We start from the raw sequence: 22,040 nt of genomic DNA on the forward strand, positions 1-22,040 counted from the left end.
AAGTCAAGCACCCGGACGGATTAACACCCGAACCGTTAATCGCACCCCGACACACGAATCCGCAGTAAGCCTCACCCCAGATTTAAGACACACTTTTCTTTACTTAACCCAAATTGTGTGTCTTATTCGTGCGAGTCACTGGCGTGCTGGAGGGTTTTAGTGTGAGCGTCCGGCCCGGCCTTTCCTGACGCCGAACCCGTCCCCGCAGGCTCGGGAACACAGCATGGGCGACGACAAGTACGTGGGCCGCGTGGGATCATCCCCGCGGGTGCGGAGAACACACTTCGAAAGTGCAGCATTTACAAGGCATGACCGTACTGCAATTCCTCGATTTCATTCATTTTCCAACACAGGACCGTATGACACAGCAAAACACCTTGCCATAATATATGCTGCCAGATTACGACCGCTAAGAAGCCTCATCTTGTGCGACATTGAGGATAGCGCCCCGTCACGCAGTGGATATATTTGCGTGACATTTATGCCAGTAACTGAGTAAAACTATCCTCGATGTCACGTAAAGAACCCGATTCGCGTGACATCGAGGATAGTAGATGGCGGATAGCAGCCAAAATGTCACGGCAATAACCCGAGTAACGGGAATTCGCACAGGGAATAACACACAACCAACAACAAACGAAACATCATGCGCATCAGGGGCAACAACAGATGATGAAGCACCAAGCGGGGCGAAATGGCCGAAGCGAACTGCCAAAACCTCCGGCAGACGGCACTGTACTTACCATATCGCAGTCAGCGTGGCGCATGCGATCCGCAGATCGGCAAGCACACCGATTTCGCCACGCGGACGTCGCTAGCCTAGCCGTATGGCTGGCGTGATGTACGAGCTATTATCAGTCCACTTCTGCCCAGGCATCGCAGCAGCGAAAATGCAGGCATGATATTCCGGCAGCCCCATCCCCTACTAGCGAAAACGTCACGCGAAATCAGCCTCCTAGCGTGACGTTCGAGATGGGACTCACCCTTTACTAGCGGGAACATCACGCAAACGGGCCTGTTCGCGTGATGTTCCCGCTAGCGGCCAAGCGGTCCTATCCCAAATGTCACGCCAGGAGGCTGATTTGCGTGATATTTGGGATAGTAGACGGTAGGTAGTAGCACAAAAATCACGGAAGTAGATGGACATTCGCACGGCGGGCAGCATCGCAATCAGAGGCGATACGACTGACGTACACATCAGAGGCGATACGAATAATGCCGTACGCGTCAAAGACGATATGACCACCGTACGTACCAGAGATGATACGACCGCCGCACATGTCAGAAACGATACGACCGCCGAACGAACCAAAGACGATATGGCTGCCGCACGTACCAGAGGCAGCGCAACTGCCGCACATGCCAAAGGCAGTGCGACTGCTGTACGTACCAGAGACGGTACGACATCACCGCGCCACAGCCGGAGACAGTAAGCCACTTGGCACAGCTGATGCCAACTTAGAACGCGAGGGAGCGGATGTAGGAACCCACCTGCGGGCGGATCGGTTCCAAGGAGCCGTCGGCGCGGTGGACGAGCGGGGCGAAGACGACCTCGCGGTGGAAGCCGTTGCCGCCGTCCCAGCGGCCGGCCGGGTTGTAGGCGAAGCGGTGGTAGGCCACGATCCATTCGTCGGTGCCGGGGATGCTCACGATGTTGTGGTGCCCGGTGCCGTACAGCTTGTGCGCAGGGTCGAAGTCGATGAGCGGCCGCGGCTCGCTCCACGGCCCGTGCAGCGAGTCGGCCATCGCGTAGCGCACCTGATAGTTCTCGTCGTTCGCGTCGTTCTCGGACCAGCTCGCATAGTAGATGCCGTTGCGCTCGTGAATCCAGATGGCCTCGCGGAAATCGCCCGGCACCCACGAGAACGCCTGCGATTCGTCGAACGACAGACAGTCGTCGCCCAGCGGCGCGGCCCATGCGCGACGGTTGCCGAACAGCAGGTAGCGCATGCCGTCCTTGTCCACGAACACGCCGGGATCGATCGTATGGCACTGATGCGTGCCGCGCCGCACGATCGGCTCCGGAGCGGGCACGAACGGCCCGTACGGCGAATCGGCCACGGCCGCGCCGATCTGCGATCCGGCCACGAAATAGAACACATACTTGCCATCCGCACGCTGCACGATGCTCGGCGCCCACGCACCGTCGGTACCGTCCCACCACGGCACGTCGCGCAGGTCGAGCGCCGGGTAGCGCTCCCACGAGGCGAGATCGTCGGACACGTACACGCTGAAGCACGTCGTCTGCCAGTCGTCCACGCCGTCGTCGGTGCAGTACAGGAAGTAGCGGCCGTCGAAGATCGCGAGGTTCGGGTCGGCGCAGTACCGGTGCAGCGGATTGGTGGCGAGCACGGTGTCGTTGACGCGATGCGGCAGCTGATCGTACGGCACGGCGCGCGTGACGGGCGGTTCGAGAACGGTGGTCATGATGATGGTCCTTTCAATACGGGTGACAGTTGGATGCGGCAGGTGTTGACCCCCTCAGTCAGCTCTGCTGACAGCTCCCCCTGAAGGGGGAGCCAAGAAAACGGAGCACGAGTCCGGCAGAGTCTTGTCGGCGTTGCAGGCTCGCAGCACGGCGATTTCGTCGGGGTCGTATGGGGTGAAGTCGGCGTGGAAGATGTCGTGCATCCACAGCGTCTGGTCGACGCTCGGATACGGTTTGATGAAGTCCCACACGACGTTGAGCTGCGACTTGCCATTGACGAATCCGAAGAAGTAGCTGCCGATCCCCTCGCGCTTCCACAGCGGCAGGTGCGTTTCGATGCAGCTGGCGAACGGGCGGTGCATCCATTCGGTGTTGATCATCGGCCGGCCAAACTGCCTGAGCAGCGCGATCAGCCGCTTGGAATGCAGGTAGTCGCCGTAGTAATGGAATGTGACGATGTCGGACAGTTCGATGCTTTCGCGATCGATGTCGCCGAAGAAGTGTGGGTTGTTGAGCCACTCGTAGTACGACGCGTCGTCGGGCATCTGCGCGCCCCAGACTTCGGCGGTGAGCGGCTGGCTCACGTTCTCCTCGCGCAGCCACGCGAACGCCTTGCGCATGAGCGGCAGTGACATGCGGTCGCGGCTGGAGTTGCCGACCTCGTTCCACACGTTCCAGATGAGGATGCGCGGGTCGTTGCCGTAGTGCCGGGCGAGGTCGCGCACGTACTGTTCGGCGACCGGCTGCATGTCGGGTTCGTCAAAGACGCTGTAGCCGACGCGCCTGCCGGTCTGGGTGGCCGTGTCGAACGAGTTCTCGTCGGTGCCGCCGAAGAAGCCGGGCTTGGGTTCGGGCTGCGGGCCGAAGACCGGTTCGCGGTACTGGCTTTTCGGCGGACGGCAGTCGTTGAAGATGACCGGCATGAGGGTCATACCGTAGGAATCGAGCAGGGCGAGGAACTCGTCGAGGTGCGCGAAGAAGGTGTCGCGCTGGTGATGCCAGACTTCGAACGGCAGGAAGACGCGCACCGAGTTGAGTCCGACGGATGCGGCAAGGGCGATCTCCTTGGCGGATTCGCGGCGGATGGTTTCGTGATCGTAGTCCTGCAGCAGCGCGAACATGCCGCCGAGCGAGGTGCTCGGTGAGTAATTGCAGCCGGAGATCCAGTCGTGGTCGCGGTACCACGACCAGATCTCGGCTTGGGTCCAACGACGGTTCATTGATGGCTCCTTATATCAGACTTACGGCGATATGACGCGTCGCCTGCGGCCCTGCAATTAAGGACCTCGCTACGCTCGGGCTCAATGCTGCCTTCACTCGGCTACCGCCTCGCTCAGGCTGAGCCTACGGACAGTCCACCGGACTGTCCGCTTAACGGCTCAGCCCTTAACCGCGCCAGCCGCGAGGCCGGCGACGATCCACTTTTGGCAGAAGATGAAGAAGACGACGACCGGGATGAGGGAGATGACGGTGATGGTCATGAACGTGGTCCAGTCGGTGCTGAACTCGCCGACCGCGTTGTAGACCTGCAGCACGATCGTCTTCTTGTCGCCCGAGGAGAGGAACACGTTCGGGTTCATGAAGTCGTTCCACGTGCTCAGCGTCTGGAACACGACCACGGTGGTCAGGATCGGGCGGATCAGAGGCAGGATGATCGTCCAGTAGATGCGGAACGGGCCCGCGCCGTCGATACGCGCCGCCTCGACCAGTTCGAACGGCAGCTTGCGCATGTAGCCGACGATCAGGAAGTAGCAGAACACCGAACCGCCCAAGTAGAGCACGACCAAGCCGGTCAGCGTGTTGACGAGGCCGGTCTGCGCCTCCATGCGGTAGAGCGGAATCAGTGTGGCCTGGCCGGGGATGACGAACGCGATCATCAGGATCGCGCCGATTGCGGCGGTGAACTTGGAGTTGCGGATGATCATGCCGTATGCGGCGAGCGATCCGATGAACACCTGGAACGCGACGCCGAGAATCGTCACGTACAGCGTGTTGCCGAACGCCTGCACCAGCGGCAGGTTCTCGAACGCGGTGACGTAGTTGCCGAACTGCCACGCGCCTTCCGGCAGCGCGAGCGGATGCGCCATCATGTCCTTCGACGTCTTGAACGTGTTGATGACCACGTACCACAGCGGTACGGCGCAGATCAGCGCGAGGATGAGGATGACGACCGTGCGTACCCAGTAGCCGACGCGTTCGCGGCCGGACTTGCCCAGTCCCTTGGACTTAGCGACAGTGTTGTTCATAACGACCTTCTTGTTTGGTATCCGATTACGACTTTCGATTGCCTGTTCGATGTGGCGGCGATGCCTACTCGAACCGCTTGGCGATGAGCTGGGAGACGCCGAGCTGCGCGAACGTGACTACGAGCATGGCGATGGCGAACAGCACGGACAGCGCGGAGGCGATGCCGTACTCGTTCATGCCGATGCCGCGGGTGATGATGGCCTGCGAGACGGTGTTCGTGGCGTAGCCCGGGCCTCCCTTGGTGAGGGTGAACGGCAGATCGTAGACCTTCAGGCCGCCGGACATGAGCAGGAACGTGGAGGTGACGATGCCGGGCACGAGCTGCGGCAGGGTGATGTGCACGAACTGCTGCATCGGGCTGGCGCCGTCGACCTGGGCCTGTTCGTACAGGTCAGACGGAATGGACTGCAGGAAGGCCAGGTACAGCGTGGCGTGCCAGCCGATCTGCGCCCAGACGGCCACGAAGATCACGCAGAACTGGGCGAGGCGGGAGTTCGACAGCCACGGGATCGGGTCGAGGCCGATCGCGCCGAGGATCGAGTTGATCAGGCCGGACTTGAGCGGCGAGAAGATGAACTTCCAGATCATGCCGAGCACTGCGGCGGACGGCACGGACAGGAAGAAGAACAGCGAGCGGGCGAAGTTGCGTCCGAGGAAGCGCTTGTTGAGCTGGACGGCCAGCGGGATGGCGATGACGGTGACCAGCAGGGTGGTCAGGATCGCGTAGGCGAGGGTGAAGCCGAGGCCCTGCAGGATGGAGGAGTCGGAGAAGACCTTGGCGTAGTTCTTGCCGCCGACCCAGTTCGGGTTCGGGTTCAGACCGTCGAAGTCGGTGAACGAGAAGTACAGGGTCTGCATGAGCGGCACCAGCAGCAGCACCACGAAGCAGGCGATGATCGGCAGGAGGAACCAGAACGCGGAGAGATCCTCCATGAAGTTGCGGTGACGACGGCGCTTGTCGAGATCCTTGGCGCTCAGCACGACGCCGGTTGCTTGATTGCTCATTGTTTACTCGATTCCCTGGAACGTATTGACGACGGACATCGGCGGCTGGCCGGGTGGGTTGATCGAACCGATCATTTCCGTTCTCCTCACTGCGATCCGCAACGATCGCCTCGATGACTGTCTTCGGTGAAGCCTGCGGTTTGAAACGATTATTTGAACCGTTTCAAAACCGTGATGGTTATGTTATACACCATAGGTTTGAATCGTGTCAAACCGTGTCGCGGGGTTTTCTTTGTTATGTATTCGTTGGGAGGGGACGCGATGGGGTGTTCACCCCCTCAGTCGGCCGCGCCGACAGATCCCCCTTCAGGGGGAGCAGAGGTGAGGGCGGGCGGCAATCGGCGAGCCCCCTCAGAGGGAGCGAACTCACAGCGTTCCATTACCCGTGATAGTCATGACCGACAAGCTCCCCAGAGGGAGCGGGCGAATGGCAATCGGCAACAAGCCCGTCTTCAGGGGAAGCAGAGATCGATCGCATTGGAACGGACCGCCGACAGTCTCTTTCTCCTTCAAAGGAGGCAGAGACGCAAGCTTTCTGCCAAATCAGCCGAGGCCCCGCCCCCGGAAGAGACTGAGCACCAGCCATTATCGGCGGGTGGATTCGCGTTGGGTGAGGTGGTAGGTGGCGGTGATGCGACGGGGCGGGATTGGGTTGGCCGGGTCCTCGCAGATGCGGTCCATGAGTAGGTCGACGGCCTTGCGGGCCAGGTCGTTCAGATCGACGCCGATCGTGGTGAGCGACGGCACAAGATTCGCGCCCGCGGCAATGCCGTCGAATCCGATCACGGCCACGTCGTCGGGCACGCGCACGCCGCAGTCGGCAAGTCCGCGAATGAATCCCATCGCGGTCGTATCGGTCAGGCAGAACGCACCGTCGAACCGTCGGCCCGAACGTACCAGATCACGGGCGCACCGCCGCGCCTCGTCGGCGTTCCATCGCGTATGCACGAACCGGTCAGCGATGTCGTCATCCATCATCCCGGCTTCGCCGAACGCGGTCAGGCAGCCGCGCAGCCGTCGCCCCTCCACGCCGGCGGCGCTGCGCGGATCATCCAGCAGCCCATAGTCCGGTCCGATCACCACGATGTCGCGGCAACCAACGTCTATCAGATGCCGGATCGCGGCGGCGGCACCCTCCTCGCACGGCGTGTCAACCGAGTCAAACACCGGCGCGAGGGAACTATCGTCGAGCAGCACCATCGGCTTGCCGTGCGAGAGTATCTTGAGTTCCTGGTCGCCCACGCCGCCCGGGCTGAAGATCATGCCGTCGCACAGCTGACTGGTCACACGCTGCAGGATCGCGATCTCGCCTTCCTTGGAATTGGAGATCTGCTGCACGATCGGCTGGCAGCCGCGGCGCGAGATCTCGTTCGACATCGCGGCGCTCATCTCGGCCGGATACGGACGGTCGAGTTCGTAGATCGCAACGCCGATCACGCCGTTGCGGCCCGAGCGCAACGATCGCGCGGACAGATTGGCGGTGTATCGCAGCTGGCTTGCGGCGCGGCGCACGCGGTTTGCGGTGGGTGCCGCGATGCGCGGGTCGCCACGCAGCGCATAGGAGGCCGTCGCCCGCGACACGCCGGCGGCCCTCGCCACATCATTGATGGTCACCATGTTCGGACTCCTTCTGATCGGCTGTGATTCCTAGGTTTTTCGACCGTTGGGAAACCTAGGTTGAATCGTGTCATGTAAGTATCGTACCGCAGAATTTGACACGATTAAAATCGTGGCATATAACGTTAAACGACAGCTTCGGAACACAGCCACCATCAACAACCAATCCGAAGCGACAGTCATCGCAGCAGATGGCAACCAAGAAGAGGCGATCGCGGACGATCGCAATGAGGAGAACAGCAATGAAGCGCAACCAGTGGATCAGGACGGCGGTGGCCGCGTTTGCGGTCGGCGCGACGATCATCCCGATGGCGGCCTGCGGGTCGACGAGCGGCGGCGCGTCCGCGGACGGCAAGACCACGTTGACCATGTTCACGTGGGACAACGACGAAACCATGAAGCCCTACATCGAGGCCTTCGAAAAGAAATATCCCAACATCAAGGTCGACCAGTCCAGCGCGCCCAACAACGGCGACAAGGACTCAATTTTGAACCAGCGATTCTCCGGCGGCCAGGCACCCGACGTGTTCTTTCCTCGGCAGCGCGGCCTCCGATCAGAAGGTCAATGGCGGCCTCGTGCTCGACATCACCGATGAGCCGTTCGTCAAGAACCTCGGCGAGGCGAACAAGGAGTACCTCGGCAAGGACGGCAAGGTGTACGGCGTGTCCGCCACCTCATGGGAATCGGGCATCGTCTACAACAAGGATCTGCTCAAGAAGGTCGGCTATGACGGCATCCCGGAGACGTGGGACGAGTTCCTCGACCTGTGCCAGAAGCTCAAGGACGCCGGCATCACGCCGTTCCTCGAGCACATCGACGAGTCGCCGCACCTTGTGGCGGCCTGCCTGGGCGGCCAGTACGCCAAGCAGGGCAACACCGAGGGCGATCTGAAGATCATCGACGGCACGACCACATTCTCCAAGGAGTATCCGAACTGCCTCAATCAGTGGATGGAGCTGTACAACCGCGATCTCGAGACGCGCGATTCGGTCGGCGTCAGCGGCGAGCAGATCGTGCAGCAGTTCAACGCAGGCGAGCTGGCGATGTTCATCACCGGCGCATGGGACTTCAAGAACCTGAACGCGGGCGGCCAGAACTGGGCCATGGGCCTCGTGCCGACGTTCGAGGGCGGCGAGGCCAACTACGGCGCGGGTTCGCCGTCGCTGGGCTACGCGATCTATTCGAAGACCAAGCACATGGACGCGGCCAAGAAGTGGCTTGAGTTCATCACGTCCAAGGAGGCGCTCGACATCACGGCCAAGTCCGGCAGCATCGTGACGGTCAAGGGCTACAAGCAGGAGGTCGACCCCGGCTACACCGACGTGTACGAGAAGGGCCTGATGGAGAGCAAGTACTACCTGCCGGTGACCCACTGGGGCGCGAAGAACAACGCGATCAACACCGAGTGGACGGCACAGTCCCAGCTGCTCGTGCAGGGTTCGGTCACCCCGGAGGAGGCCGCGAAGAACATGGACGCCAAGCTGGCCTCGCTGAGCTGAGCGGAATGAGCTGGGGGCGGATGAGCTGGGCTTAGCTCAGCCCATCTGACCCCAGTCAACTCAAGCAGGGCGCACCCCAACCACACACCCAAGGCGGTGTTTCGATCATCCAAGATCGAAACACCTCCTTTTGCGATGCGGACGGCCTGACGGCCGCGTTGTTGTTGCGCAGCTTCGCCGCGGGTACCCCAACCCGCCCGGCTTCCGCCGGGCACCCTCCCCTAAAAGGGGAGGGAAAGGTGGAGATCTCCCCCAATCAGGGAAGAATCACCATATACGGCACAAGCGAAAACCGAGCAACGCCTTCCCCTCTAGGAAAGAACGGCGTCCTTACACCCTCCAACGGTCCGCACTCAATTCTCTCCCGAGAAAAGGAAAGGGGCGGGGCGGCGGCCATCGACGACCCATTCCGACTTCCCCGAGAAGGAGGAAAACCCGTAGCACTTCCCTCCCCTTTCAGGGGAGGGTGGCGCGAAGCGCCGGGTTGGGGTACTTGCGGCGCCAGCCGCCGACAACAACGCGGACGAAATCCGCCCACAATCACAGACGCACCGCGCGCGACACGCCGATGCGGCAGTTCGGCATCATCATCGCCGCAATCATCGTTTCCGTTGATTTTCCAAGTTTTTCCGTACGTGACGCGCGATTCGTTTATCGTCACACATCCGCCTATTTCAATCATCAAAACAGTCATGATTTGACTCGATTCAATTCGAGGGTGTATAACTGTACCAACGCAGTTGACACGGTTCAAATAATCGTTTCAAACTACGGATATCGCAGTGGATATAGCTGAGGATGCGATCGCAGCAGATCGCAGTGAGGAGAACGGATATGAAGCGCAACACCTTCGTCAAGACAGCGGTGGCGGCGGTCGCGGCGGTCGCCACGATCGCGCCGATGGCGGCATGCGGTTCCGGCAACAGTGGCACTTCGGCGGACGGCAAGACCACGCTGACCATGTTCACGTGGGACAACGACGAGGCCATGAAACCGTACATCGAGGCGTTCGAGAAGAAGTACCCGAACATCAAGGTCGACCAGTCCAGCGCACCGAACAACGGCGACAAGGACTCGATCCTGAACCAGCGGTTCTCCGGCGGCCAGGCGCCCGACGTGTTCACGCTCGGCAACGCCAGCGATGACCAGAAGGTCAAGAGCGGACTGGTGATGGACGTGACCAATGAGCCATTCATGAAGAACGTGGCGCAGGCCAACAAGGACTATCTGACCGCCAACGGCAAGGTGTACGGCGTGTCCATCACCTCGTGGGAGTCGGGCATCGTCTACAACGAAGATCTGCTCAAGAAGGTCGGTGCGACCGGCATCCCGTCCACGTGGGACGAGTTCCTCGAGCTGTGCAAGAAGCTCAAGGCGGCCGGTATCACGCCGTTCCTCGAGCACATCGACGAGACCCCGCACCTCGTGGCCGCCTGCCTCGGCGGACAGTACTCCAAGAAGGGCAACAAGGACGGCGACCTGAAGATCATCGATGGCACCACCACGTTCTCGGCCGAATACACCGACTGCCTGAACCAGTGGTACAAGCTGTACGACGAAGACATTGAATCCCGTGATTCGGTCGGCGTCAGCGGTGACCAGATCGTCCAGCAGTTCAACGCGGGCGAACTGGCGATGTTCATCACCGGCGCATGGGACTTCACCAAGCTCAACGAGGGCGGACAGCATTGGAAGATGGGTCTGGTGCCGACGTTCGAGGGTGGGGAGGCCAATTACGGCGCGGGTTCGCCGTCGCCGGGCTACGCGATCTACGCGAAGACCAAGCACGCCGACGCGGCCAAGAAGTGGCTCGAATTCATGGTCTCCAAGGAGGCGCTCGACCTGCAGGCCAAGGCCGGCAACATCGTCACCGTGCAGGGCTACAACCAGGAGGTCGACCCGGGCTACACCGACGTGTACAAGAACGGCCTGCTGACCAGCAAGTACTACCTGCCGGTCAACGACTGGGGTCCGAAGAAGAACGCGATCAACACCGAGTGGACCGCGCAGTTCCAGCTCCTCGTGCAAGGCCAGCAGACCCCGGCGCAGACCGCCAAGAACATGGACGAGAAGCTCAAGTCCCTGTCCTGATCTGATTCTCCTCTCTACCTTTCCTTCCTTCCTGGTAAGCGGTGGGTCGACTCCTTCGGGAACCGGACCACCGCTTTTTTGCGTTGCGCGTGTGTGCGTTGTTGGGCACGCCGCCATCGCCATGTCTGCCGTTTGGCTGTCACGAATGAGATGAAAAGGGGCTTTGCGCCGCAAGGTGTGACTTGATGTTCTGTCACACTACGCACAGATGAATGATTCGCCGCAGAGTGCAGCAACGGAATTGTCACACTCTGCGTGGATGGATGATTCACCACAGGACGTGGCGCAATGTTTTGTCATACTCCGAACGGATGGATGATTCGCCGCAAGATGTGACAACGGAATTGTCACACCCACCATGATTGGATGCGATTCGGGCAATGCGTGACAATCCACATGATCCACGATCCTTGAAATATCAACAATGCTCCAGCAGCACCGCATCAGACATCATGACCGCGATGTCACACAATCACAAAATCATCCTCATTCGCACAGGCGTGACAAAAAATCTGCGCACACCCTACCTCGCAAGCCCAATATGACCAAAGTGTGACATCACAGGCAGCCATCATCACGCACCCCACCATCTCCGCGTGATGTTCAGGCGAGCAACCAACCACCCCTAGCACAACCATCACGCAAACACAGCCAATCGCGTGATGTTTTTGCGCATAGCCGGAACCCTCTAGCGCAAACATCACGGAAGCCCCCCCCCTGCGTGATATTCGGGATAGTATCCAGCCGTTATTAGCAGAAATATCACGCAAACAAGGTCGATCGCGTGATGTTCAGGCTGGTATCCATCCTCTCCTATCACAACCATCACGCAAATCCAACCCTTGCGTGATATTTCTGCCAGAGACCGGATACCCCTAGCAAAAACATCACACATATAGTCCTTTTTGCGTGACATTCGGGATAATGCCCAACCGTTCCCAGCACAAACATCACGCGGACAAACCCTCTCGCGTGATATTCGAGATAGCGCCCGACGTTCCTACCAGCAATGCCACGCAACGGAGCTGAGACGCACGGTATGTGGCCAGTGGCATGCGGCCATCCACTGGGCGCGCGCCTCTCAGCACCAACACCTTTTAGGCATCAGCACACCGCGGGATCGGGGATGCGGTGGCGGCGAATGTAGCGGATGGCGAGCGCGGCGGCGGATGCGACGGCGACTTTGATCGCGCGGCGGATGCCGCGTGCGGCCGCACTGCCGGCCGGGATGATATTGCCGGTGATTTCCTTGTGCTCCATGATGCTCTCCTTGGGTTGCGCTCGCGCGAGCGCGCGGATACCGTAGCCTCATCGCCACGCCAATCCGATCTCCCATACACTGCGTCACACAAAATTGACTCGATTAACTACGGTTTGTTTTACGTTATACCTCACGTAATTCAATCGTGTCAAATCATTCGTCCATGCCGGCATCACCGCTATGATCGGGATAACGGAACCGATTATGATCGAGATATCAGGACCGATTCACCCACATCGAGGCACCGTCCGCAGCCGCCGCACCCCGCAAGACCGCCGCAATCATGCGTCCTCGCGAACGGCTCACGCACGCCTCGCGAACGTCCATGACCACATCCATAAGGAGAACGGATATGAGCACCACGCCCAACGCAACCGCCGACGATCGGCGTGTCGAATGTCCGTCATTCGACCCGAACCTGCTGGTCACCATGTGGAATATCGAAACGCAAGGATCGCTGTCGGCCGCCGCACGCGCGCTCGGCTGGTCGCAGCCGGCCATCAGCCAGCAGGTGCGCAAGCTCGAACGCGACTGCGGCTGCGCGCTGCTGGAACGGGAGGGCCGCGGCGTCAAGCTCACCGCGGCCGGCATGATCCTCGCCAAACACGGCGAGCTCATCGCGCTGCGGCTCGCGCAGGCCGGCAAGGAATTCGGCGAATACCAGCGTCGTGCCGACATCACGCTGCGACTGCTCGCACCGCCGTCGATCTGCTCGACGATCGTGTCGAAAGCACTCGCCAAACTCAGCGTCGACTCGCCGATCGACGTGAGTCTCGCACAGGCCGAACCGCCCGAGGCGATCGAAGCCGTGACGCAGGGCACGGCCGACTGCGCGGTGATCTTCCGCTACGAAAGCATCCCGCAATATCTCGTGATCGACGACGAGCTGAACTTCGACTATCTGGGCGACGATCCGCTGCTGCTGCTCATGAAAAGCACGTTCGCCTCGGCCAGGCGGTTCCGCGAGCATGGCACGCCGGTCAAGCTGCGTACGTTCGCACCATGCAACTGGATCGCCGGCTGCCCGTTCTGCCAGACGAACCTGCTGAGCATGGCCGCGCGCGAGGATTTCAAGCCGAATATCACGTATTGCGTGGACGATTATGCGACCACGCAGAACCTTGTCGCGATCGGTGAGAACGTATCCATCGTCTCCAGGCTCGCCTCGATGGCGCCGCTGCCGGCGAACCTCACGCTGTGCCCGATCGACGACCCGTACGCGCGGCGCGGCGTCGGCATCATCACGCGGCGGGGCGATGCTCGGCCGGCCGTGCGCGCGCTGTGCGACGAGCTGCGGTGGGCGGCCGAGCCGCTGCTTGAGCACTGAAGCAGGTGCGACATACCGCCCTAAGGCGTTGTCGGGAAGAGATTTCTCCGCTCGGCTATCGCCTCGGTCGAAATGACAGGGAGGGAACCGCCGACCTATTCGTTTGCTTATAGGTCGTCTAAGCAACATGCGGCGATCGCCGGTGTCGCCCGCGGCCGCGGCGCGCGACAGTAGAAGGCATGGATTACATCAAGGACATCATCGGATTCGACGCACAGGCCATTGATCGGAAAACCGCCGACGAACTCGCGCGCGGCGGCAGCGACAAGTGGTCGCGCTACCCCGGCTGCGTGGGCGCGTTCATCGCGGAAATGGACTTCGGCCTGGCGCCGTGCATCCAGCGGGCCATCGACCAGGCCGTCAGCGAGTGCGCGCTCGGCTACATCCCCACGCCGTGGAAGCGGCAGGTCGCCAAGGCGTGCGCCGACTGGCAGCGCAACCGCTACCGGTGGAACGTGGATACCTCGCAGATTCGCGTCGTGCCCGACGTGGTCGAGGCGTTCGAGATCTTCCTGCGCGAGATCGTCGGCCACGGCGGCAGCGTGATCGTGCCGACGCCGGCGTACATGCCGTTCCTGAGCCTGCCGCGGCTGTACGACGTGGACTGCATCGAGATTCCGATGCTGCGCGAGGCCTCCGATTGGAAGTTCGACTTCGCGGCGATCGAGGACACGTTCCGCGCCGGCTGCCATGCGTTCGTGCTGTGCAACCCGCACAATCCGATCGGCAAGGTCTGCACGACCGACGAGATGCTGCTGATCTCTGAACTTGCGGAACGCTACGATGTGCGCGTTTTCTCCGACGAGATCCACGCACCGTTCGTCTTCGACGGCTACCGTCATGTGCCGTTCGCGGCGATCGACGAGACGACCGCGCGGCAGGCGTTCACGGCGACCTCCGCATCGAAGTCGTTCAACATCCCGGGCACGAAGTGCGCGCAGGTGATCCTTACGAATCCCGACGATGTGCGCATGTGGGACACGCGCTGCGAATGGTCGGAGCACCAGACCGCCACGATCGGCGCGATCGCGTCCACGGCCGCCTACGAGGAGGGCGGACTGTGGTTCGACGAGGTGCTCAAGTACGTCAAGCGCAATGCGGCGCTGGTCGACGAGCGGATGCGCAGGCAGTTCCCGGGCGTGGGGTACGTGCGGCCGCAGGGCACGTACATCGCGTGGCTTGATTTCAACGGGTTGGGGATCGCCGATCCGGCTCGCTACTTCCTGGAGAAGGCCGGCGTGGCGCTCACCGACGGGCGTGAGTGCGGGGCGGCGGGCGCGGGATGCGTGCGTATGAACTTCGCGATGCCGTATCCGCTGCTCGAACGGTGCCTCGATCAGATGGCGGCCGCGTTGCGGGCCGACGGTCTGCTGCCGGCGACGGCCTCAGCCGCTGCCGGCTCGTTGAGCCGAGCCGATCTGCGCGACGCCGCGTGACGTTTCGACTAGTACTTTGTCGGACCTAATGCGATGGGTTTGACGCTCCCCCAGTCGGCTTCGCCGACGGCCCCCTCAGCCGAGGGGGCCGAGAATAACAATGCGTCAATGTAAGTCCGACAAAGTACTGGGCCGAAAACTGAGTCCGTGCGACGCGGAAATGACTCGGCTTTTGACCTGATTGAATGCAATTGACCGGTCTCATAGTTGAGATAAGGACATGGCAGGCACCCGAAAACGGGTAGGATGATGCATATGGGGAATGTAATCGATTCAAGCAATGATGCCGACAAGGCCGCAGACGTCAACGCCGCCGCCGATACCGTAGCCGGCACCCAAAACGCGGATGTCCCGACATCTGGCATCCGAAGCACAGACAGTGCAACGGCCAACGCCCCGACCCATCACACCGATGGCGGACCGACCGACAATCTGACCGCCGACACCGCTGCGGCGCTGACGTGGTTCGACGCGCATCGCGCGCAGTTCGTGGATGATCTGCTGCGTTGGGTGCGCGTGCCGTCCGTATCCGACGAGTCGAAGGCCGAACCGGGCGCACCATACGGCCGCGGCGTGGCCGACATGTTCGCCGAAGCCGCGCGCACCGCGCACACCTATGGTTTTGGCTCGCGCGATCACGAGGGATACGCCATGTCGGTGTTCGACGCCGCGCAGTACCTTGACGATTCCACACAAAGCGCCGATGCCGGCACCGATCCGTTCGCCGGTCGACACGACATCGCGATGGTCTCGCACCTCGACGTGGTGCCGGCCGGCCCGGGCTGGGAATCCGACCCGTTCGAGCCGTACGAGCGCGACGGCTACGTGATCGGCCGCGGCGCGGACGACAACAAGGGCATGGCGCTGCTCAACCTGTATCTGCTGCGCTACTACCGCGAGGCCGGCATCGCGTTCCATCATCCGCTGCGCGTGATGTACGGCGGCGCGGAGGAGACCGGGCTGGACGACATGCGCCAGTACGTGCGCCATCATGGCGCGCCGTATCAGGCGATCATCACCGACTGCGGGTTCCCGGTGAACGTGGCACAGAAGGGCGAGATCACGGTGCGCTTTGCACTCCCCCGGCCGTCGTCAATCATCAGCCTGACCGCCGGCGCAAGCGCGAATGCCGTTCCCGGCGAAGCGCATGTCATCATCGCATGCGAGTCCGATCGGACCGCCGCGCAACTGGCCGCCGCGATCAACGAACGCCACGATCAGCCGCATGATTTCACGGTTTCTGCGTCGGCACAGTCCGCGACGACCGTCGTCGCAGTCACGAACGGCAACCGCGTGACCGTCACCGCGCACGGCCGTTCGGGTCACGCCGCGTTCCCGGACGGCACGGTCAACGCCGTGCAACTGCTGGCGAGCGCGATGACTGACACGTTCGCTCGCGGCCGGTCCGGTGCCGCACGCGGTGCCGAGTCCGCCCTGCAGACGATCAGCGGCACTGCCGGCGCAACCGGTCGGACCGAAGACGAACGGTATCGTGATGCCGCAGCCGAACCGTCATCATGCTTCTCCCCCGCTTACGTTGCCGTCGTCTCGCTGTTCGCCGCACTGCGCGACTGGACCGCGGACGCGTACGGTACCGGATTCGGCGCGGATTATACGGACGCCGAATCCGGTCGGACGACGCTGAATCTCGGTCTGATCGAAACGACCGGCGACGAGCTGACGATGACGATCGACGTGCGTCATGCGGTCACGCAATCGCCGCGGGATGTTGTGGACCGGATTGCGAGCGAGGTCACAAAAGCCGGCGGGCAAGTCGCGGATGCCGAGATCGAGCCGCCGTATGCGGTGCCGCGCGACGATCCGCGCGTGACGCTGCTCACCGACGTGTACAACCGCATCATGGGCACGCACGCCACGCCGTATGCGATGGGCGGCGGCACGCATGCGCGCGTGATTGCGAACGCGATCAACTTCGGGCCGGGGCTGCCGGGCGACGATGATCTGGTGCGCGCGGGCAAGACCGTGCCGGGGCCGGATTTCGTGCATGGCGGTGCGCACGGGCCGAACGAGTGGGTGTCGATCGGGCGGCTGCGGCAGGCGTTCGCGGTCTACGCGGCAGCGATCCCGCGAATTGATCGGCAGCTGGCGTGAGCGTTGTGCGCGAGGACGCATGGCGAGCGTTCCGTTGGGGCGGAGGTGATGCCGTGTTCACCCCCTCAGTCAGCTTCGCTGCCAGCTCCCCCTTCAGGGGGAGCACAGAGGAAGAGAACGGCCCAGTTCAGTAACCAACCGCCCGCCGACCAACCGCATACCGCTGTGTCATTTCGAGCGAGGCGAACGACGTACCCTGTCATTCCGAGTGAGGCGAAGCCGAATCGAGAAATCTTTCAGGGCCGTCAGCGGGAAGAGATTTCTCCGCTCGCTGCGCTCGGTCGAAATGACAGGAAAAGCTGCGCTCGGCCGACATGACAAGAAAAGCCTGCACCAGACGAAATGACTGGGAAAACAACGCTGCACATCAACCCAACCTCAACTCAACCCAACCAATCCAAAGGAGCAATTATGGATAAACGTACGCGCATGCTGAACGCGATGAACAACCTGCCGGTCGACCACGTGCCGGTCGGCTTCTGGTTCCACTTCGCCGGCGACGAAGCCACGGGCGAGGCGAACATCGCGGCGCATCTCAAGTACTATCGCGACACCGATCTCGACTTCGTGAAGATCATGTGCGACGGCTACTTCCCGTATCAGGTCGACGCGGACGCGATCGCGCACAACGACTGGTCGGCGATCCGCCCGCTCGCGCCGGACGACCCGTACATCACCGATCAGGTCGAACGCGCCAAGCGCATCGTCGAGGCGATCGGCGAGGAACGCTGCGTGTTCTACAACGTGTTCTGCCCGCTGTCCGCGCTGCGGTTCGCGTACGAGTTCGCCGGCAAGACGTACGACGACGTGACGGACGCGCTCAAGGCCACGCCGGAACCGGTGATGTCCGCGCTCGATCGGATCGCGATTACACAGGCCGAACTGTGCCGCCGCCTGATCGAGGAAGCCGGCTGCGACGGCGTGTACTACTGCGTGCAGGGCGGCGAGGCGGCGCGCTTCAGCGTCGAGCAGTACCACAAGCTCGTCACGCCGAGCGACCTGTATGTGCTCGAGCATGCGAACCGGTATTCGGAGAACAACATCATGCACATGTGCGGCTGGGCGGGCGCGCCGAACCAGCTTGCGATCTGGCAAGACTACCCGGTGAAGACCGTGAACTGGGCGGTGTTCGTGGAAGGGCTGACGCTGGACGAGGGCCGCGCGTTCTTCGGCGGCCGCTCGTGCATGGGCGGGTTCGAGACGCACTGGGACGGCAAGATTCAGCAGGGGCTAATTTATACCGGCAGCAAGGATGAGCTGCAGCAGTATACGCGCGACCTGATCCTCGATCACGGCAAGCGCGGGCTGATTCTGGGCGGCGATTGCACGATCGACGCGAACATCGACTGGGATCACATCCGCTGGGTCGTCGAGGCCGCGCGCAGTCTGTGATTTTGCGGTTTGCGACCGCGGCCTGTGATTGCCTGTGATTATGACCGCGGGCCTGTGATTGCGGCCTGTGGTCACAGCCTGTGACCGCATCCCATCGAATTGCGGATCTACGGATTGCCGAACCGACACCGTTTTGCGTGATGTTTTTGATAGCAAAGCCCCACTACTATCCCAAACATCACGCCGAGAACCCTGTTTGCGTGATATTCCGGATAGCAAAGTCCCACTACTATCCGGAATATCACGTCAGAAAGCCCATTCGCGTGATATTCCAGCTACCAACGGTGGCTTGCTATCCAAAACATCACGCAAGAACACCTATTCGCGTGATGATCCAGCCACTAACGGTGGTCTGCTATCCAAAACATCACGCAAGAAAGCCTGTTTGCGTGATGATCCGGCCGCTAGCGGCGGGTGGATTCGCGTACGACGAGGTCGAAGGCGGCGGTGAGCCGCTGCGGGTCGCGCGGCTCTCCGTCGCGTTCGATCTGGTCGACGAGCAGGCCGACGGCCTTGTGCGCCAGATCGTCCAGATCGGTGCGCACGGTGGTCAGCGACGGAATCGAATACTCGCTTTCGGAAATGCCGTCGAAGCCGACCACCGCGATGTCGTCCGGCACGCGCACACCGCGGTCGGCCAGTCCGCGCAGGAAGCCGAGCGCGACCGTATCGGTCATGCAGAACACGCCGTCGACCTGACGGTCATGATCCGCATCGACCAACCGATGTGCAGCCTCACGTGCGCAATCCGACGTCCACGTCTCGATGTCGAGGAAGTTGTTCGGACCGGCCTCGATGCCGGCCTGTTCGAACGCGCGCAAGCAGCCGAGTACACGCCGGCCGCGCACGGTCGTGGCCATGCGGTCCTCCACAAGCAGCTCATAGGGCGAGCCGACCACGACGATATGCTTGCAGCCGACCTCGATCAGGTGGCTCACGGCCGCTTGCGCGCCCGCCTCGCAGGCCGTGGCGACCGAATCGAACACCGGGTCAGGCGACAGGTCGTCGAGCAGCACCATCGGTTTGCCGTGCGACATGGCCCTCAGCTCCTCGTCGGCGACTTTGGCCGGGCTGAAGATCATGCCGTCGCACAGCTGGCTCGTGACCTTCTGCAGGATCGCGATCTCGTCGTCCTTTTCGCTGGACGTCTGCTGGACGATGGCCTGATAGCCGCGACTTGCGATCTCGCGCGACATGGCGGCGCTCATTTCGGACGGATACGGCCGGTCGAGTTCGAAGATCGCCACGCCGATGATGCCGGTGCGGCCGGAACGCAGCGAGCGGGCCGACAGGTTCGCGTTGTAATGCAGACTGGCGGCCACCTCGCGGATTTTCTTCGCGGTGGATTCGGTGATGCGCGGGTCGCCGCGCAACGCGTACGACACCGTCGCGCGTGACACGCCGGCTGCTTTGGCGACATCGCTCATCGTGACCATGATCTCGTCCTTTGCTCACATCAGTAGGATTCTGCGTTCCACTGTACGCCACGACCTGTTCAATCGTGTCAATCCTTCGCGTGGCGGGGTGTTGCGCTTGGATTGCCTCTGCTTTGGGTATCACCGCACCGGGTGTTTCACCCCCTCAGTCAGCTTCGCCGACAGCTCGTCCTGCAATTACGGACGACCTGCGGCCGCGTTTTGTCGGCTCGCCCGTTGGCTCGCACGTTGCCTACAAACAGTTCCACTGTTTGCTTCACGGCAACGTCCCTTCAGGGGGAGCATAAGGAAACGATCAGGGAATCCACATGAGATCAGCCACTGGTGACGTGCAATAACAGCAGTCGTCACTGCTACCAGCACTGGTCGTAGGGCAGACCGGTGAGGGATTGGACGGTGCGGCGGGTTTCGGCGGTGACGTCGGTTTTGCGGCCGCCGTTGCGCAGGCGGTCGATCTCGCGCAGCACGATCGCATCGGTGCGTTTGTCGATGATCAGATGCGCGGAGACGATCCAGCAGATCATCATCGCGAGCGCGAAACCGCCGAGCAGCACCGCACCCAAGCCGATGCGTGCGGGCAGCGATTGCGACGACCGAGTCGCGTCGAAGCCGACCGCGGACAGGATCACGCCGACCGCGATCGTGCCGATGCCGGAGCATACCTGCCGCAGCGACGCCTGCAATCCGGCGAACGTGGCCGAACGGTACCGCCGCGTGACCAGCTGGTCGATGTCGGCGATGTACGGGAACACGGCCCACGGCAGGTAGCCGCACATCGCCTTGAACGCGAAGAACCACAGTGATCCGGCCACGGCGAACACCGTCCACGCGGGGCCGGAAAGCGGGCCGGGCATCGCGCCGGCGGCGGCCATCCACGCGACGAACAGCCAGATCACGCCAACCGCGCACCCCGCGTAGTTGATCGCGTACATGCGCCGCGGCCCGAGTTTGGTCATGCCGAGTCCGAACAGCGGCATGAGCGGCAGTGAGATCGCCGTGCAGCCGAGCAGCAGCGAGGCGAACGCGGCGGTGCGGTTCCAGTCGTAGACGACGAAGAACACGAAGGTCTGGCCGAACACGTCCATCGACATCTGCACGAGCAGGTAGATCGTCAGATGCTTGCGGAATTCGGCCACGCGCAGGGTGCTCGCATACTCGCGCAGGACTTTGCCGGCGCGCCTGAGCCAGCCGCGCGCGCCGATGTGGCCTTCGCGGATCTCGCCGCGCGCGTACGCGCCGAAGCCGGCCTGTTCCGGGGTCATCTCCCATGTAACGCGCCAGCTGGCGAACACGGCGAGCGCGAACAGGATGGTCGTGGCGATGATGAACATCATGTAGCCGGCCGGGCTGGACTCGCCCGCGATGGCGATGGCCGCGCCGCCGGCGAGCGGGATGACGGTGGTCGAGCCGGTGGAGATGAACATGCGGACGGTGGACAGTTTGGTGCGGCCGTTGAAGTCGGGGGTCATTTCGCCGGGCAGTGGATTGTATGCGGTTTGAAAGAGCTGCGCGAGCACGACCCAGAGCACATAGGCGGCGGTGTAGACGGCGACCGGCTGGCCGGGAATCCACAGGAAGACGCCGAACAGGAGCAGCGGTGCGGTGATGAGCAGGAGCAGTCGGCGGCGGCCGAAACGGCGGCCGATCGGATAGCGGTAGAGGTTGTCGTCGGCGACGCCGAAGCAGAGCGCGGCGACGGCGCTGACGAACGCGCTCAGACCGATGATGGTCTGCGATTGCGCGATGGACATGCCGCAGAAGCGCGTCCAGAACAGGGACAGGTAGGTGGCGATGAGCGTGAGCTGGCCGCCGCCGTAGAAGTCGCCGATGCCGAAGCCGATGGCGTCGCGCATGGTGATTTTGCGAGGGCCGGGGGTGGAGACGGCGGCGCGCAGGGCGGGGCTTGAGGGGGTGGCGGAAGCGTCGACGTTGCTATCGTCTGAGTTCGTACCTGTCAACATGCACTTCCTTATCAGCCGCTACGGCGTCTTCACTTCTTATGGTACTTTGTCAGATTTGTATGCGTTGGGTGTTTCACCCCCTCAGTCAGCTTCGCTGACAGCTCGTCCTGCAATTACGGACGGCCTACGGCCGCATTTTGTCGGCTCGCCCGTTGGCTCGCACGTTGCCTACAAACAGTTCCACTGTTTGCTTCACGGCAACGTCCCTTCAGGGGAGCAGAATAGTC

The 22,040-nt window shown here is 62.0% G+C and carries 15 protein-coding genes; 7 read left to right on the forward strand and 8 right to left on the reverse strand.

Features of this window, described 5'->3' with window-relative positions; translation table 11 throughout:
• Window positions 1-1,458 precede the first annotated feature (1,458 nt).
• The 5 genes from AC1A0G_RS11405 to AC1A0G_RS11425 all read right to left on the reverse strand — a co-directional run bounded on the left by AC1A0G_RS11405 (window position 1,459) and on the right by AC1A0G_RS11425 (window position 7,297).
• Complete coding sequence (locus AC1A0G_RS11405) at window positions 1,459-2,427, reverse strand: family 43 glycosylhydrolase (RefSeq protein ID WP_476529835.1); 969 nt, start codon at window positions 2,425-2,427, stop codon at window positions 1,459-1,461.
• A 54-nt stretch (window positions 2,428-2,481) separates the two neighbouring features.
• Window positions 2,482-3,648 (reverse strand): beta-galactosidase, encoded by a 1,167-nt coding sequence (locus AC1A0G_RS11410; RefSeq protein ID WP_476529837.1) that lies wholly within the window; start codon window positions 3,646-3,648, stop codon window positions 2,482-2,484.
• A gap of 159 nt (window positions 3,649-3,807) precedes the next feature.
• Window positions 3,808-4,674, reverse strand: coding sequence for a carbohydrate ABC transporter permease (locus tag AC1A0G_RS11415; protein ID WP_476529839.1), 867 nt, complete (start codon window positions 4,672-4,674; stop codon window positions 3,808-3,810).
• A 64-nt stretch (window positions 4,675-4,738) separates the two neighbouring features.
• Window positions 4,739-5,680, reverse strand: a complete 942-nt coding sequence (locus AC1A0G_RS11420; protein WP_476529841.1) for a carbohydrate ABC transporter permease — start codon at window positions 5,678-5,680, stop codon at window positions 4,739-4,741.
• 585 nt (window positions 5,681-6,265) lie between these two features.
• Window positions 6,266-7,297 carry a LacI family DNA-binding transcriptional regulator gene (locus AC1A0G_RS11425; protein WP_476529843.1) on the reverse strand — a complete coding sequence of 344 codons (1,032 nt, stop codon included), beginning with the start codon at window positions 7,295-7,297 and terminating at the stop codon, window positions 6,266-6,268.
• Between the two features lie 242 nt (window positions 7,298-7,539).
• On the opposite strand from AC1A0G_RS11425, the gene AC1A0G_RS11430 reads away from it, so the two are divergent.
• From AC1A0G_RS11430 to AC1A0G_RS11440, 3 genes are all read left to right on the forward strand, one after another.
• Entirely contained in the window at window positions 7,540-7,893 is a 354-nt protein-coding gene (locus tag AC1A0G_RS11430) for a hypothetical protein (RefSeq protein ID WP_476529844.1), read from the forward strand.
• The gene (locus AC1A0G_RS11435; RefSeq protein ID WP_476529846.1) at window positions 7,874-8,797 is read left to right on the forward strand and encodes an ABC transporter substrate-binding protein; all 924 of its coding nucleotides are present in this window, start codon (window positions 7,874-7,876) and stop codon (window positions 8,795-8,797) included. Before AC1A0G_RS11430 ends, AC1A0G_RS11435 begins: the two co-directional genes overlap by 20 nt.
• 834 nt (window positions 8,798-9,631) lie before the next feature.
• The gene (locus AC1A0G_RS11440; protein ID WP_476529848.1) at window positions 9,632-10,888 is read left to right on the forward strand and encodes an ABC transporter substrate-binding protein; all 1,257 of its coding nucleotides are present in this window, start codon (window positions 9,632-9,634) and stop codon (window positions 10,886-10,888) included.
• Window positions 10,889-11,992: 1,104 nt separating this feature from the next.
• Here AC1A0G_RS11440 and AC1A0G_RS11445 read toward each other — a convergent pair.
• Window positions 11,993-12,148 carry a hypothetical protein gene (locus tag AC1A0G_RS11445; protein WP_476529850.1) on the reverse strand — a complete coding sequence of 52 codons (156 nt, stop codon included), beginning with the start codon at window positions 12,146-12,148 and terminating at the stop codon, window positions 11,993-11,995.
• A gap of 353 nt (window positions 12,149-12,501) precedes the next feature.
• Between AC1A0G_RS11445 and AC1A0G_RS11450 the strand changes: the two genes are divergently transcribed.
• From AC1A0G_RS11450 to AC1A0G_RS11465, 4 genes are all read left to right on the forward strand, one after another.
• Window positions 12,502-13,476 (forward strand): LysR family transcriptional regulator, encoded by a 975-nt coding sequence (locus AC1A0G_RS11450; protein ID WP_476529852.1) that lies wholly within the window; start codon window positions 12,502-12,504, stop codon window positions 13,474-13,476.
• A gap of 179 nt (window positions 13,477-13,655) precedes the next feature.
• Entirely contained in the window at window positions 13,656-14,912 is a 1,257-nt protein-coding gene (locus tag AC1A0G_RS11455) for a MalY/PatB family protein (protein WP_476529854.1), read from the forward strand.
• 255 nt (window positions 14,913-15,167) lie between these two features.
• Window positions 15,168-17,024 (forward strand): M20/M25/M40 family metallo-hydrolase, encoded by a 1,857-nt coding sequence (locus tag AC1A0G_RS11460; protein ID WP_476529856.1) that lies wholly within the window; start codon window positions 15,168-15,170, stop codon window positions 17,022-17,024.
• 411 nt (window positions 17,025-17,435) lie between these two features.
• Complete coding sequence (locus AC1A0G_RS11465) at window positions 17,436-18,416, forward strand: uroporphyrinogen decarboxylase family protein (protein WP_476529858.1); 981 nt, start codon at window positions 17,436-17,438, stop codon at window positions 18,414-18,416.
• A gap of 404 nt (window positions 18,417-18,820) precedes the next feature.
• Here the strand turns inward: AC1A0G_RS11465 and AC1A0G_RS11470 are convergent, their stop codons facing one another.
• Window positions 18,821-19,852, reverse strand: coding sequence for a LacI family DNA-binding transcriptional regulator (locus tag AC1A0G_RS11470; RefSeq protein WP_476529860.1), 1,032 nt, complete (start codon window positions 19,850-19,852; stop codon window positions 18,821-18,823).
• A gap of 353 nt (window positions 19,853-20,205) precedes the next feature.
• Window positions 20,206-21,813, reverse strand: coding sequence for an MFS transporter (locus tag AC1A0G_RS11475; RefSeq protein WP_476529861.1), 1,608 nt, complete (start codon window positions 21,811-21,813; stop codon window positions 20,206-20,208).
• Between the last annotated feature and the right edge of the window lie 227 nt (window positions 21,814-22,040).

The organism is Bifidobacterium sp. LH_230 (genome assembly GCF_056357555.1).

Coding starts and splice junctions, on each gene's coding strand:
- AC1A0G_RS11405 (WP_476529835.1), bottom strand. CDS start 2,427: ATGACCACCGTTCTCGAACCGCCCGTCACGCGCGCCGTGCCGTACGAT.
- AC1A0G_RS11410 (WP_476529837.1), bottom strand. CDS start 3,648: ATGAACCGTCGTTGGACCCAAGCCGAGATCTGGTCGTGGTACCGCGAC.
- AC1A0G_RS11415 (WP_476529839.1), bottom strand. CDS start 4,674: ATGAACAACACTGTCGCTAAGTCCAAGGGACTGGGCAAGTCCGGCCGC.
- AC1A0G_RS11420 (WP_476529841.1), bottom strand. CDS start 5,680: ATGAGCAATCAAGCAACCGGCGTCGTGCTGAGCGCCAAGGATCTCGAC.
- AC1A0G_RS11425 (WP_476529843.1), bottom strand. CDS start 7,297: ATGGTGACCATCAATGATGTGGCGAGGGCCGCCGGCGTGTCGCGGGCG.
- AC1A0G_RS11430 (WP_476529844.1), top strand. CDS start 7,540: ATGAAGCGCAACCAGTGGATCAGGACGGCGGTGGCCGCGTTTGCGGTC.
- AC1A0G_RS11440 (WP_476529848.1), top strand. CDS start 9,632: ATGAAGCGCAACACCTTCGTCAAGACAGCGGTGGCGGCGGTCGCGGCG.
- AC1A0G_RS11445 (WP_476529850.1), bottom strand. CDS start 12,148: ATGGAGCACAAGGAAATCACCGGCAATATCATCCCGGCCGGCAGTGCG.
- AC1A0G_RS11450 (WP_476529852.1), top strand. CDS start 12,502: ATGAGCACCACGCCCAACGCAACCGCCGACGATCGGCGTGTCGAATGT.
- AC1A0G_RS11455 (WP_476529854.1), top strand. CDS start 13,656: ATGGATTACATCAAGGACATCATCGGATTCGACGCACAGGCCATTGAT.
- AC1A0G_RS11460 (WP_476529856.1), top strand. CDS start 15,168: ATGGGGAATGTAATCGATTCAAGCAATGATGCCGACAAGGCCGCAGAC.
- AC1A0G_RS11465 (WP_476529858.1), top strand. CDS start 17,436: ATGGATAAACGTACGCGCATGCTGAACGCGATGAACAACCTGCCGGTC.
- AC1A0G_RS11470 (WP_476529860.1), bottom strand. CDS start 19,852: ATGGTCACGATGAGCGATGTCGCCAAAGCAGCCGGCGTGTCACGCGCG.
- AC1A0G_RS11475 (WP_476529861.1), bottom strand. CDS start 21,813: ATGTTGACAGGTACGAACTCAGACGATAGCAACGTCGACGCTTCCGCC.